The organism is Bifidobacterium pseudolongum subsp. globosum (assembly GCF_004155535.1).
GTDB lineage: Bacteria > Actinomycetota > Actinomycetes > Actinomycetales > Bifidobacteriaceae > Bifidobacterium > Bifidobacterium pseudolongum_C.
Genome location: NZ_RYUH01000009.1, coordinates 116295 through 128666 on the forward strand (window position 1 = coordinate 116295; position 12372 = coordinate 128666).

10 protein-coding genes are annotated in these 12372 nt (G+C 67.2%); 6 read left to right on the forward strand and 4 right to left on the reverse strand.

The features are described from left to right. The first annotated feature begins 26 nt into the window (after nucleotides 1-26). Together PG2093B_RS03195 and PG2093B_RS03200 are read left to right on the forward strand one after the other, a co-directional pair. Nucleotides 27-1052 carry a pyridoxal-phosphate dependent enzyme gene (locus tag PG2093B_RS03195; protein ID WP_026643420.1) on the forward strand — a complete coding sequence of 342 codons (1026 nt, stop codon included), beginning with the start codon at nucleotides 27-29 and terminating at the stop codon, nucleotides 1050-1052. A gap of 54 nt (nucleotides 1053-1106) precedes the next feature. Further along, nucleotides 1107-2297 carry a cystathionine gamma-synthase gene (locus PG2093B_RS03200; protein WP_129897229.1) on the forward strand — a complete coding sequence of 397 codons (1191 nt, stop codon included), beginning with the start codon at nucleotides 1107-1109 and terminating at the stop codon, nucleotides 2295-2297. Here the strand turns inward: PG2093B_RS03200 and PG2093B_RS03205 are convergent. The 4 genes from PG2093B_RS03205 to PG2093B_RS03220 form a co-directional block, all read right to left on the reverse strand. Beyond that, nucleotides 2294-3721 carry a glycoside hydrolase family 30 protein gene (locus tag PG2093B_RS03205; protein WP_129897231.1) on the reverse strand — a complete coding sequence of 476 codons (1428 nt, stop codon included), beginning with the start codon at nucleotides 3719-3721 and terminating at the stop codon, nucleotides 2294-2296. The two genes, PG2093B_RS03200 and PG2093B_RS03205, sit on opposite strands and share 4 nt — an antisense overlap. A 71-nt stretch (nucleotides 3722-3792) precedes the next feature. Further along, complete coding sequence (gene recQ, locus PG2093B_RS03210; RefSeq protein WP_129897233.1) at nucleotides 3793-5763, reverse strand: DNA helicase RecQ; 1971 nt, start codon at nucleotides 5761-5763, stop codon at nucleotides 3793-3795. Between the two features lie 64 nt (nucleotides 5764-5827). Next, nucleotides 5828-6922 carry an iron-containing alcohol dehydrogenase family protein gene (locus PG2093B_RS03215; RefSeq protein ID WP_129897235.1) on the reverse strand — a complete coding sequence of 365 codons (1095 nt, stop codon included), beginning with the start codon at nucleotides 6920-6922 and terminating at the stop codon, nucleotides 5828-5830. A gap of 150 nt (nucleotides 6923-7072) precedes the next feature. Then, nucleotides 7073-8155, reverse strand: a complete 1083-nt coding sequence (locus tag PG2093B_RS03220; protein ID WP_129897237.1) for an iron-containing alcohol dehydrogenase family protein — start codon at nucleotides 8153-8155, stop codon at nucleotides 7073-7075. 308 nt (nucleotides 8156-8463) lie between these two features. Here PG2093B_RS03220 and PG2093B_RS03225 point away from each other — a divergent pair, with 308 nt between their 5' ends. The 4 genes from PG2093B_RS03225 (at nucleotide 8464) to PG2093B_RS03240 (ending at nucleotide 12333) form a co-directional block, all read left to right on the forward strand. Continuing rightward, nucleotides 8464-8958, forward strand: coding sequence for an S-ribosylhomocysteine lyase (locus PG2093B_RS03225; protein ID WP_026643414.1), 495 nt, complete (start codon nucleotides 8464-8466; stop codon nucleotides 8956-8958). A 90-nt stretch (nucleotides 8959-9048) separates the two neighbouring features. Further along, the gene (locus tag PG2093B_RS03230; protein WP_129897239.1) at nucleotides 9049-9573 is read left to right on the forward strand and encodes a GNAT family N-acetyltransferase; all 525 of its coding nucleotides are present in this window, start codon (nucleotides 9049-9051) and stop codon (nucleotides 9571-9573) included. A 68-nt stretch (nucleotides 9574-9641) separates the two neighbouring features. Further along, nucleotides 9642-11000, forward strand: coding sequence for an alanine racemase (gene alr / locus PG2093B_RS03235; RefSeq protein ID WP_129897241.1), 1359 nt, complete (start codon nucleotides 9642-9644; stop codon nucleotides 10998-11000). A gap of 55 nt (nucleotides 11001-11055) precedes the next feature. After that, nucleotides 11056-12333, forward strand: coding sequence for a deoxyguanosinetriphosphate triphosphohydrolase (locus PG2093B_RS03240; RefSeq protein ID WP_129897243.1), 1278 nt, complete (start codon nucleotides 11056-11058; stop codon nucleotides 12331-12333). Nucleotides 12334-12372: the final 39 nt, after the last annotated feature.

Sequence of the window (12372 nt, forward strand, 5' to 3'; positions counted from 1 at the left end):
CCACCAACCACGCAAGGAACAGACCCATGGCAATCCACAACTCGCTTTCCGAACTCATCGGCAACACCCCGCTCATCAAGCTCAACCATGTGACCGACGGCGTCAAAGCCACCATCGCCGTCAAGGTGGAGTACTTCAACCCCGGCGGATCGTCCAAGGACCGCATCGCCGCACGCATCATCGACGCCGCCGAACGCGAAGGCAAACTCAAGCCCGGCGGGGTGATCGTAGAGCCGACGTCCGGCAACACCGGCGTGGGTCTCGCCATGGTGGCCCAGCAGCGCGGCTACCGTACGGTCTTCGTGGTGCCCGACAAGGTGAACGAGACCAAGCGCGCCGTGCTGCGCGCCTACGGAGCGGAGGTCGTGGTGACCCCCACCGACGTGGAACCCGATGACCCGCGCTCGTACTACCGCGTGTCCGACCGCTTGGCCGAGACGATCCCCGGCGCCTTCAAGCCCAACCAATACAGCAACCCGAACGGCCCGCTGAGCCATTACGAGACGACCGGCCCGGAGATCTGGGAAGCGACCGCGGGCCAGATCACGCATTTCGTGGCCGGCATAGGCACCGGCGGCACCATCTCGGGCACCGGCCGCTACCTCAAGGAAGCGTCCAACGGCGCCGTGACGGTCGTGGGCGCCGATCCGGAAGGCTCGATCTACTCCGACCCGACCAACGTGCACGGCTACAGCATCGAAGGCGTGGGCGAGGACTTCTACCCGGCCGCCTACGACCAGACGATCGCCGATGCGATCGAGCAGGTGACCGACGCCGAAGCCTACCTGATGACGCGCAGGCTCGCCGGCGAAGAGGGCCTGCTCGTGGGCGGCTCGAGCGGCATGGCGGTGGCCGCCGCCGTGGCCTACGCGAAGAAGCACGACCTCGATGCATCACAGACGGTCGTGGTGCTGCTGCCGGATTCGGGCCGCAGCTATCTTGAGAAGATCTTCAACGACGACTGGATGATCGACAACGGCTTCGCCGACGTGGTGGCCGCCACAAGCCGCCCCTCGATCCTCGACGCGGCGCTCGCCGAAGCCATGGCCTGAGCACAACCACCCAACCCCAACCAAGTACACTCAACCACGCACGGAGACACACCAATGAGCACAAACACACACGAGACCCTGCAGAACACCACCCTGGGCGTGGCCACCCGCGCCATCCACGCCGGCCAGACGCCCGACCCCACCACAGGCGCCGTCGTCACCCCGATCTTCATGACATCCACGTTCAAGCAGGACGGTGTGGGTGAGATGCGCAACGGCTACGACTACAGCCGTTCGGTCAACCCCACACGCACCGCGTTCGACGAGCAGCTCGCGGCCGTCGAAGGCGGCGCGTACGCGATGAGCTTCGCCTCCGGCCTTGCGGCGATCGACGTGCTGCTGCGCTCCACCCTGCGCCCCGGCGACAATGTGCTCATCGGCAACGACGTGTACGGCGGCACCTACCGCCTGCTCGCCAAAGTGTTCGTGCCATGGGGCATCGGGCTCGACGTGGTGGACATCACCGACCCGGCCCAGGTGAGCGCCGCGCTCGCCGCCAAGCACTACACGTACCTGTGGGTGGAAACGCCGTCGAATCCGCTGCTCAACATCACCGACATCGCCGCCACGTCCGCCCTCGCGCACCAATACGGCACCAAAGTGGTGGTGGACAACACCTTCGCCTCGCCTATCCTGCAGCATCCGCTCGCCGACGGCGCCGACGCCGTGGTCTATTCGACGACGAAGTACATCGGCGGACACTCCGACGTGGTCGGCGGCGCCGTGGTGGTCAACGACGAAACCATGCGCGACCAGATCGCGTTTGTGCAGAACTCCGCGGGCGCGGTGCCCTCGCCGTTCGACGCATGGCTCGACATGCGCGGCCTGAAGACGCTCGAATTGCGCGTGCTGCGCCACAGCGAGAACGCGATGACGATCGCCCAGTGGCTCGAAGGCCACAGCGGTGTGGAACGCGTCTGGTACCCGGGCCTCGAATCACACCCGGGCCACGAGATCGCCGCACGCCAGATGCATGGCGGGTTCGGCGGCATGATCTCGGTGCAGCTGAGTGGGGGAGCCGAGGCTGCGCGCCGGTTCGCCGCCTCCACCGAGATCTTCACACTGGCGGAATCGTTGGGCGGCGTCGAGTCGCTGATCGAAGTGCCCGCGGCGATGACGCACATGTCGGTCGCCGGCACCACGCTCGAAGTGCCCGCCAATCTGGTGCGCCTCTCGGTCGGCGTCGAAGATGTGGACGACCTCATCGGCGACCTCGAGCAGGCCTTCGCCGCAGTGGGCGACTAGTCGAACACGACCGTCGTCAACGAGCGCGCCGGCAGTGCGAGCGTCTGCGACTCCCGGCCGCGCACGTCAATGCGCAGCGTGGCCGGGTCCACGCGCTCATTGCACAGCACCGCGGCGACCGCGCCGTCCGGCGTGGCGAACGCGGCGGCATGCAGCCGTTGCGCCTTACGCAGCTCACTGGTGATGCAGTGCGAGCCGATGGGCACGAATTTGGAGAAGTGGCCGAGCGCGTAATAGTCGGCGTTGCGCGTGCATTCGCCGGTGCGCCGGTCCACGGTGAGCAGGCCGCGGTTGCTCGAATGCGTGTGGTCGTTGCGCAGATAGTAGTAATCGGGGCCCCCGCGCGTGTCGAGCGCGATGTTCCACAGCACGGCGGACTGCGCCCAGTTGTTCATCATCGAGATGACGCGCGCGCCCATCGTGACCAACGCGTCGTCCCAGTTGCGTGGCCCCCAGTCGCCGCCGGAAGCCTCGGTGACCCAGATGCCTTTCGTGGGCCAGCGGCGGTGGATGTCGCTCATCGTACGCGCGGCCCCGCCGTAGTAGTGCCATGCCGAGCCGGCCGTGGCGGCGAACGCGCGCGGGTCCATATACAGTTCGCGCACAAAACGCCCGTCGGGGTAGTGGTCGGTGGAGTAGTTGTGGTCCCAGCACATGATGCGCACATCGCCGAGCCCATGCGCGCGCAGGCACGGCGTCAGGAACCGCGCGATGAACCGCGCCTGCTGGCTTGGGCTCATCGCCATCGACGGCCAGCGTGACTGCGGGTAGTCGGGTTCGTTCGTGGGCGTGACGCCGAAGACATGCAAGCCGTGGCGCCGGTAGGTCTCGATGAACCGCGCCAGGTATTCGGCGTACACGGGGTAGGCGGCGGGGCGCAGCCAGCCGGTCAGGCGCGTCAACGGGCGTTTGCCGAGCGCGCTGAAGTTCGTCTTCATCCACCACGGCGCGCTCCACGGGCTGACGATGATGTTGAGGTCTGGGTCGGAGGCGGCCGGCCCCATGGATTGCGCGCGCATCGCCTGCGCGGCCTTGACCATCGGCAGGATCGTGTATTCCTCGGGCCTGAAGTCGAGGGTGCGCAGATGCCGGTCGGGGCGCCGGCGCGTGAAGCGGTACGGGCGCGTCACATGGTCGGAGGGGCCGACCGGCTGGCGTAGCATCGAGATGCCGATGCCCTCGGTCACGCTGAACAGGTCGCGCAACGCGCGGTGCGGATGGCGCATGGCGTTGTGCCACAGGTAGCTCGTGGCCTGCGTGATCGACGCGCCGAACCCGTCGATGCGCTGGCGGGGGTGCGCCGGGTCGAGAACCAGTGTGGCGGCGGCCGTCTCCGCGCCCGGCGCGACCCGGAGGTCCACAGGGCGCAGCGCGGCCTCAAGCATCGTGTCATGGGCGTTCGCATACGTGGTAAACATGCGCATGGGGCCACTGTAGCGCGCCGGCGCCACGCGCGCGTGCGGATTGCGCCAAGCGCCCAGCTGTGTGCATGCGGTCAGTCGGAGAACTCGTTGATCGCCGCAAGGAAGCGCGCGCCGTAGCGTTCGAGCTTGTTGGCGCCCACGCCGTTGACCTCGAGGAACTCCTCGGTGGTGTGCGGGCGGCGCTGCGCCATGTCGCGCAACGCCTTGTCGGAAAACACGATGTACGGCGGTTTGCCGATGTCGCGTGCGATCTCCAGTCGCAGTGCGCGCAGGCGTTCGAACAGCGCCTCGCCGTCGCCGCTCGGCGTGAACGAGCCGATCGGCCCGCCCGCGCCGTTCGCGGCATGTTGCGTGCGCGGGGCCGTGCGCGCCGCTTTGCGCTCCGTCTTCTTGATCTCGTAATGGAACGTGGGGCTAGCGGTCTCTGCGGCGCGCGGGCCGAACTGCACAAGCGGCAGCCGTCCTTCGCCGATATACAGGAACCCATCCGCCACCATCTGGTTGAGCACGTCGCGGATCTGCGCCTCCGACGTGCCTTCGAGCGTGGCGTAGGTGGGCAGCCTGTCGAAGCCGCGTGCCAGCACGTCCTGCGCCTTCGAGCCGCGCAGCACCGCCACGATCTTGCCCATGCCGAAATGCTGTCCCAGGTCGTGCACGCACATGCTGATCGCGCGCGCGACCGGCGTCACGTCCACGGTGGCGAAGGTGCTTTCGCAGTTCACGCAGCCGCCGGCGCAATGGCCCGTGCCCGGGGTGTCGTGTTCGCCGAAATAGCGCGTCATGTAGCGGTGCAGGCATTCGGTGGTGCGGCAGTAGCCGATCATGCCGTCGAGCAGTTGCCGTTTGGACCGGCGCACCAGGTCCTGTTCGTCGGCGGTGAGGCGTTCGTTGGGGCCGCCCATGTCGAGCAGCCGGCGCCGCGTGACGATGTCCGATTCGTTCCACAGCAGCGTGCAGCGGCTCGGCTCGCCGTCGCGGCCCGCGCGGCCGGCCTCCTGATAGTACGATTCGATGCTTTCGGGCATGTTGTGATGGATCACAAAGCGCACATTCGACTTGTCGATGCCCATGCCGAACGCGTTCGTGGCCACCACGACCGGCGTGCGGTCGGTCACGAAGTCACGTTGCGCCTGTTCGCGTGTGGGCGCGGGCATGCCGCCATGGTAGGCCACCGCCACGTCGCCCGGCGCATTGCCCGCGCCGCGCGCCGCGCGCAATTGCGGCACGAGCGTGTTGAGCGTCTGCGCGAGCGCCTCGGTCTCTTTGCGCGTGGCGCAGTACACGATGCCGGATTCGTCCGCATGTTCGGCCACGTAGTTCGCGATCCAGTTTGCCTTCTCACGCGTGTTGAGTTTGAGCATGTCGAAATACAGGTTCGTGCGGTCGAAGCCGGTCACAAGCACGAGCGGGTCGCGCAGGCCCAGCAGTTGCACGATGTCGCGGCGCACGCGTTCGGTCGCGGTGGCGGTGAACGCGGCCACGGTGGGGCGGTCGGGAAGGGCTGCGATGAATTCGCCGATGCCCAGATACGACGAGCGGAAGTCCTGGCCCCATTGCGACACGCAGTGCGCCTCGTCCACCGCGATCAACGCGATGTCGGCGCGGGCCGCGAAACTGCGAAAGCGCGGCGTTTCCAGACGTTCGGGCGCCACATAAAGCAGTTTCACCTTGCCGGCATAGGCGGCGTCGAGCACCTGCTCCTGCTCGTCCATGGTCTGCGTGGTGTTGATGAAGGCGGCGGGGATGCCGATCTCGTTCGCGCCGTCCACCTGGTCGCGCATCAAGGAGATGAGCGGGGAGATGACGATTGTGATGCCGTGGAGCAGCAGCGCGGGAATCTGGTAGCACACGGATTTGCCCGAGCCCGTGGGCATGACACCCAGCACGTCGCGGTTGGAGGCGATCGCCTCGATGAGTTCGGCTTGGCCGGGGCGGAATGATTCGTAGCCGAAGTGCTCGCGCAGCGCCGCCAGCGCGGCCTGCGATCCGTAGTGGGCGGCATCGGGCTGGCTGGCGTGTGCGTGTGCTTCGAATCCTGTCATAGCCGCCCAGTGTACCAACGCCGCCCCATTGGCGGTAGGGGCGGCGTTGGGGCGTGTTTGGGCGTCAGGCGGCCTCCACCGGGAACTCTTCCACGACGCGCATGGCGTCGACGATCATCTGCGGGGTGGCATCCGGCACGGCGGCCAGGAATGTCGAATCCGGCTGTGCGGTGTATTCGGCCACCGTCTGCAGGTTCGCGTCGGTGAACTCGAGGTTCATCTGCTTCCAGGAGTGGGGCAGGCCAACGCTGTCGTAGTACGCGAGCAGCTGGCGCGCTTCGGCTTCCTTGCCCTCGGCCACGAGCTGCACGAGCACGCCGTAGGCCACCTTGTCGCCGTGCATCGTGGCGGCGGAACCCGGCACTTGCGTCAGGCCGTTGTGCAGGGCGTGGGCACCCGACACGCGGGCGCGCTCGCAGCCAAGGCCACCCACGGTGCCGGCCAGGCCGATGATCGTGTCGATGAGCAGGCGCACCTGTTCGTTGTCGTAGTCGCCGGCGTGCAGGGCCTTGAGGGCGTCCTCGCTGTGCTCGAGCAGGATGTCGTGGATCAGGCGCGCGGACTGGTAGGCGAGCTGGTCGAAGGCGGTCAGGTCGTTGGCGCGTTCGAGCACCGGCGCGCACTCGTACCATTTGGCGATCGTGTCGCCGATGCCGCCCACCATCTTCTCGGCGGGCGCGCGCGAGATCAGCGCGGAATCCACGATCATCGCCACGCTGTTGCGGCCGTGCAGCGGCGAGCCCACATAGCGGTGCTCGTCGTCGTAGTTCACCGAGAACGGCGTGTATGCGGCGCACGCGCACGCGAGCGTCGGCACCATGATCAGGTCCACGTCGAGCAGCTCGGCCACGTTCTTGGCGGTGTCGGCGAGCTTGCCCGCGCCGATCGCCACGATCGCGTCGGCGTCGAGCGCGCGCGCCTGTTCGGCGAGTTCGCGCGCGTTGCGTTCCGTTGCCGAGCGGTCGTAGCGCAGCGCCGGCGCGAAGAACTCGCTTGAGCCGGTGTAGTCGAGGAACGCCTGGGCGGATAGTTCGCCGGTCACGATGACCGGGTGCGCGTAATCCTCGAGGTAGCGTTCGATGTTCTTGGCGGACCCGGGCTCGCTGATATAGCGGTTGGGGCCGGGGTGGACGTCGGTGACGCGGTTGAACGTTGCCATACCGTGAAGCTCCTTTGATAGACATTGCAGGCGACTGGTGTGGGCCAGCCGCCTGCGGATCGCCTCAAAGGAACATGCGCGCGGCTGGTCACATTGCCGGCCAGTGTACTATCGCTTCACTGTTGGCGAACCCGCTGTCTCACTGGGCAGTCACGCGAGCGTCTCGAGCGTGCGCATCGCCTCGATGATCTGCGTGGGCGTCACGCCGGGCACGGCGGCATGGAACGGCGAGTCGGGGCCGGCCGCGAAATCGGCCACCGTCTGCAGGTTCCCATCGGTGAACTCGAGGTTCATCTGCTTCCACGAATGCGGCAGCCCGATGGTGGCGTAGAAGGGGAGCAACGCCTGCACTTCGCCATCCTTGCCTTCCACGAGCAGCTGCACGAGCACGCCGTACGCCACTTTCTCGCCGTGCATCGTGGCGGCGGATCCGGCCACGCGCGTCAGGCCGTCGTGCACGGAGTGCGCCCCGGATTCACGCGCGCGCACGCCACCGAACCCGCCGACCGTGCCGGCCAGACCGATGATCGTGTTGATGAGCGTGCGCACATGCTCGTTGTCGTAGTCGCCCGCCCGCACGGCCTCGAGCGCCGGTTCGCTCTCCTCGAGCAGCATGTCGTGGATCAGGTGTGCGGAATGGTAGGCGAGCCGGTCGAAGACGGTCAGGTCGCTCGCCTGGTCGAACACAGGCGCGGATTCGTACCATTTCGCGATCGTGTCGCCGATGCCGCCAACGAGTTTGTCGGCGCCGGCGCGCGCGATCAGTGACGAATCGACGAGCAGTGCGATGCTGTTGCGAGGGTGCACCGGTACGCCGAGGAAGCGGTGCTCGTCGTCGTAGTCCACCGAATACGGCGAATAGGCGGCGCACGCGCACGCGAGCGTCGGCACGATGATCAGGTCGAGGTCCAGGATCTCGGCCACGTTCTTGGCGGTGTCGGAAAGCTTGCCCGCGCCGATCGCCACGATCGCGTCGGCGTCGAGCGCGCGCGCCTGTTCGGCAAGTTCGCGCGCGTTGCGTTCGCTCGACGATCCGTCGTAGCGCAGCGCCGGCGCGAAGAACTCGCTCGAGCCGGTGTAGTCGAGGAACGCCTGGGCGGACAGTTCGCCGGTCACGATGACCGGGTGCGCGTAATCCTCGAGGTAGCTGGGCACGATGGAGGCCACGCCGGGGGTGCTGATGTAGCGGTTGGGGCCGGGACGGACGTCGGAATCTTGAACATTGGTTGCCATGGGAAAGCTGTCCTTACAACAAAAGGGTCAAATGCGAAAGAGGGCTCAGGGCCGTGCCGCACCAAGGGCCGTGGGTTGTGGCCGGTGTGCGGGGCTCCTCACCGTTGCGCGTGCGACGGTGAGCTTGTGGCCGGGTCGGCAACGTTGGGGCCGATTGTAGGACGACCGTTTGTATTTCGTGCACGCCATGTTCACTTCGAGAGGAAGGGCACCGGGCCGCGCGGCCCGTGGTCGGGGTCGCCGGGGACGGCGGAGTAGAGTGGGAAGCCGGCGGAACATGCGCCCCGAACACCAGCAAAGGATGAGCCATGACTGAAGAACAGACCAGCAAGCCGCGCCCGGAAAGCTTCGAACTCGACCACACCAAGGTCAAGGCCCCGTATGTGCGGTTCATCGACACGCAGACCGGCCCCAACGGCGATGTGATCTCGAACTACGACCTGCGCCTTGTGCAGCCGAACGAGAACGCGATCCCCACCGCGGGCCTGCACACGATCGAGCACACGATCGCCGTGCTGCTGCGTGAGCGCATCCCCGGCTACATCGACTGCTCGCCGTTCGGATGCCGCACCGGTTTCCACCTGCTCACGTGGGGCGAGCATTCGCCCGAGGACGTGGCGAAGGCGCTGAAGGAATCGCTCGAGTTCATCGCGTATGAGGCCGAGTGGAGCGATGTGCCCGCCACCACCATCGAAAGCTGCGGCAACTACCGCGATCACAGCCTGTTCACCGCCAAGGAATGGGCCAAGGACATCCTGGACAAGGGCATCAGCTCCGACGCCTTCGAACGCAAGGTCGTCTGAGCGCGCCGACAGTATTGTACGTATATATGCGTATATATGTATAAATACACAATGGTTTGACCGCCACCCACCATCGTCGAGGAGTTACCGATGCCGAATGCCTCATCGCGCCGCTTCCGCCACGCCACCATGCAGGACTACCCGCAGATGGAGCGCATCTACGCCCATGCCCGCGAGCTCATGGCGCGCAACGGCAACCCGACGCAATGGGGCAACACCTTCCCGCGCCCCGAAGTGGTGCGCGACGACATCGCCAACCACCGCACGATCCTGCTCGTGGACACTGTGGGCGGCCATGAGCGCATCCTCGCGCAATTCGCCGTGTGCCCCGGCCTCGACCCCACCTACGCTACCATCGAGGGCGCGTGGCTCGACAACGACTCCTATGTGACCATCCACCGCATCTCCTCATCCGGCCTGGTGCGCCACGCCGCGCGCGACTGCATCGAATGGGCGCTCAAACACTACGGCAACGTGCGCGTGGACACGCACCCCAACAACAAGGCCATGCAGCATGTGCTCGAATCATGCGGTTTCGCCCGTTGCGGACTGATCCAGCTCATCGACCGCGACGAAGACCTCACGCGCATCGCCTACCAGCGCCACGAATGGTGAATGTTCGTGCGCCCCACGGCCCCGCCCGCGTATCGCATTCGTCACACGGCTGAGGCACAATACCGCCTATGAGCGCACCCAATGCTGAAAAATGGCCGTTTTCCGGCCTCCAAGGCGAAGAGAACTACCACGCCGCCCGCCGCGCCTACCCCGCACAGGCCATCGTGGACCTCGCCGCGATCCGCGACAACATGCGGCATCTGGTGGGCGTCGTCGGCGAATCCAGCGGCACGACCGAAGTCATGGGCGTGGTCAAGGCCGACGCCTACGGGCACGGGCTGGTTCCGGTCGCGCTCGCCGCGCTCGCGGGCGGCGCCACATGGCTTGGCACGGCGCAGGCGCGCGAGGCGCTGTTGCTGCGCCGTGCCGGCATCGGGCCCGACCGCGCGCACATCCTCACTTGGGTCAACAATCCGCTGTGCGCGCCGTACGGTGAGCTGATCGCCAACAGCATCGACCTGTCCGTGGCCACCCTGACCGCCGCCGAACGCATCGCCGACGCGGCCCGCGCCACCGGCCTCACCGCCCGCGTGCACATCAAAGTGGACACCGGCTTCGGGCGCAACGGCTTCACCCTCGAACAACTGCCCGAGGCCATCGCCGCACTGCGCCCGCTCATCGACGAAGGCGTGCTCGACGTGGTGGGGCAGTGGAGCCACCTCGCCGTGGCCGACGCGCCGCAGGATGCCGGGTTCGTGCACGAGACCGACATGCAGATCGAACGGTTCGAACGGTTCACGAGCGAACTGCGCGCCGGCGGCATCGACCCGCGCGTGCGCCACCTGGCGAACACCGCGGCCACGCTCACGCGCCCGCAGATCCACTACGACCTGGTGCGCCCGGGCATCGCGCTGTACGGGTACGAGGCGGACCCGGCGATGGGCACGCCGGGCGACTTTGGGCTCACCCCGGCCATGACGTTGCAGGCGCAGCTGAGCTCGGTCAAAGACGTGCCCGCAGGCAGCGGCCTGTCGTACGGCCGTGCCTACCTGACCGGCGAGCGCACGTCGGTCGCGATCGTGCCGGTCGGGTACGCCGACGGCATCCACCGCTCCGCCTCCGGATTCGACGAGGCGGGCGCGCGCCACGAATACAAACCCGGTGGCCCGCTGCGCGTCGACACCGCGTACGGCCCCAAACTCATGCGCGTCAGCGGGCGCGTGTGCATGGACCAGTTCATCATCGACCTGCACGGCTCCGCGCAGGAACTCGGCGTGCACATCGGCGACACCGTGCGTTTGTTCGGCCCCGGCGCCGGCGAAGCGGCCGCCGAACCGACCGCCGACGACTGGGCGCGCGCGGCCGACACGATCAGCTACGAGATCTTCACATGCCTGCGCAACCGCGTGCCGCGCCTGTACCTGCACGCGCGCAGTGTGCTGCCTCCAGAAGACGTGGCGCGCCTCGACCCGCAGTCGCTGCTCTAGCGCGCCGCTGTAGGCATACCACAGCGCGCCGCGCTACGCTGTGCACAAGGAGGCGATGCTCATGACCGGGTACGACACGCGCCGCGACTACAGCGTGCACGATGAGGAACGGTGGGCGCCGGAAGACCCCAAATCCGGCGATCGCACCGCGTTCGAACGCGACCGCGCGCGGCTGATCCACTCGTCGGCGTTGCGCCGGCTCGGCGCGAAAAGCCAGATTCTCATGGCGGGCACCGACGACTTCGCGCGCACACGCCTGACCCACACGCTCGAAGTGGCGCAGATCGGCAGGCAGATCGCGCAGATGTTCGGCTGCGACCCCGACGTGGTGGATTGCGCGTGTCTGGCGCACGACCTGGGGCACCCGCCGTTCGGGCATAACGGCGAACATGCGCTCGCGCGCATCGCCGAGCCGATCGGGGGATTCGAAGGCAACGCGCAGACCTTGCGCATCCTGACGCGCTTGGAGCCGAAGGTGTTCTTCCATGACGGCCGCTCGGCGGGCGTCAACCTGACGCGCGCGTGCCTTGACGCCTCGGTCAAATACCCGTGGGACTACGCGCACGCCGACGACCATCCGAAAGGCGAACGGAGCCGCAAATTCGGCGTGTACCCGAGTGATGAGCCCGTGTTCCGCTGGCTGCGGCGGGGCGCACCGGGCACCGCGACGCCGATGGAATGCCAGATCATGGACCTGAGCGACGACATCGCCTACAGCGTGCACGACGTGGAGGATGCGATCGCGACCGGCGCGTGCGACCCGGCGCAGCTGCGTGACGCGCGCGTGCTCGACGCGGTCGTGGAGCAGATCCTGGCATGGTACGGCAGCCAATGGGACCCGGATGAGCTGCTCGCCGCGTTTGGACGCCTGCAGCGCCGCCACACGTTCCCCGAACGCTTCGATGGATCTCGGCACGCGCTGGCGCAGCTCAAGAACGTGACGAGCGCGCTGATCGGCACCTTCGCGCACAGCGTGGAGAACGCCACACGCGACGCGTACGGCGCCGGGTCGCTCGTGCGCTACCGTGCGAACGTGGTGGTGCCGCCGCACACGCGCTACGAGATCCTGGCGCTCAAAGGCATCGCCGTGCACTTCCTGATGGAGCCGCGTGAGCATTCGCCGTTGCATGGCGAAGAGCAGCGGATCGTCACCGATCTGGTCGACGTGCTGATGGCGGACGCGCCGGAGCCGTCGCTCGCGCTCGAACCGGTGTTCTGGGAGGATTGGGCGAACTCCGCAAACGACGGCGAACGGCTGCGCGTGGCGGTCGACCAGGTGGCGAGCCTGACCGACGGATCGGCCATGACACTGCACGAACTGCTGTGCTCATAGCGGGTCACGGCGGCCGCTTCCAGGGGCATTGTGCCGTGT

Bases quoted from the DNA above. Each gene is read 5' to 3' on its own strand.
- PG2093B_RS03205 (WP_129897231.1), bottom strand. From the start codon at position 3,721: ATGCGCATGTTTACCACGTATGCGAACGCCCATGACACGATGCTTGAG.
- PG2093B_RS03240 (WP_129897243.1), top strand. From the start codon at position 11,056: ATGCTCATGACCGGGTACGACACGCGCCGCGACTACAGCGTGCACGAT.
- PG2093B_RS03225 (WP_026643414.1), top strand. From the start codon at position 8,464: ATGACTGAAGAACAGACCAGCAAGCCGCGCCCGGAAAGCTTCGAACTC.
- alr (WP_129897241.1), top strand. From the start codon at position 9,642: ATGAGCGCACCCAATGCTGAAAAATGGCCGTTTTCCGGCCTCCAAGGC.
- PG2093B_RS03200 (WP_129897229.1), top strand. From the start codon at position 1,107: ATGAGCACAAACACACACGAGACCCTGCAGAACACCACCCTGGGCGTG.
- PG2093B_RS03195 (WP_026643420.1), top strand. From the start codon at position 27: ATGGCAATCCACAACTCGCTTTCCGAACTCATCGGCAACACCCCGCTC.
- PG2093B_RS03220 (WP_129897237.1), bottom strand. From the start codon at position 8,155: ATGGCAACCAATGTTCAAGATTCCGACGTCCGTCCCGGCCCCAACCGC.
- PG2093B_RS03215 (WP_129897235.1), bottom strand. From the start codon at position 6,922: ATGGCAACGTTCAACCGCGTCACCGACGTCCACCCCGGCCCCAACCGC.
- PG2093B_RS03230 (WP_129897239.1), top strand. From the start codon at position 9,049: ATGCCGAATGCCTCATCGCGCCGCTTCCGCCACGCCACCATGCAGGAC.
- recQ (WP_129897233.1), bottom strand. From the start codon at position 5,763: ATGACAGGATTCGAAGCACACGCACACGCCAGCCAGCCCGATGCCGCC.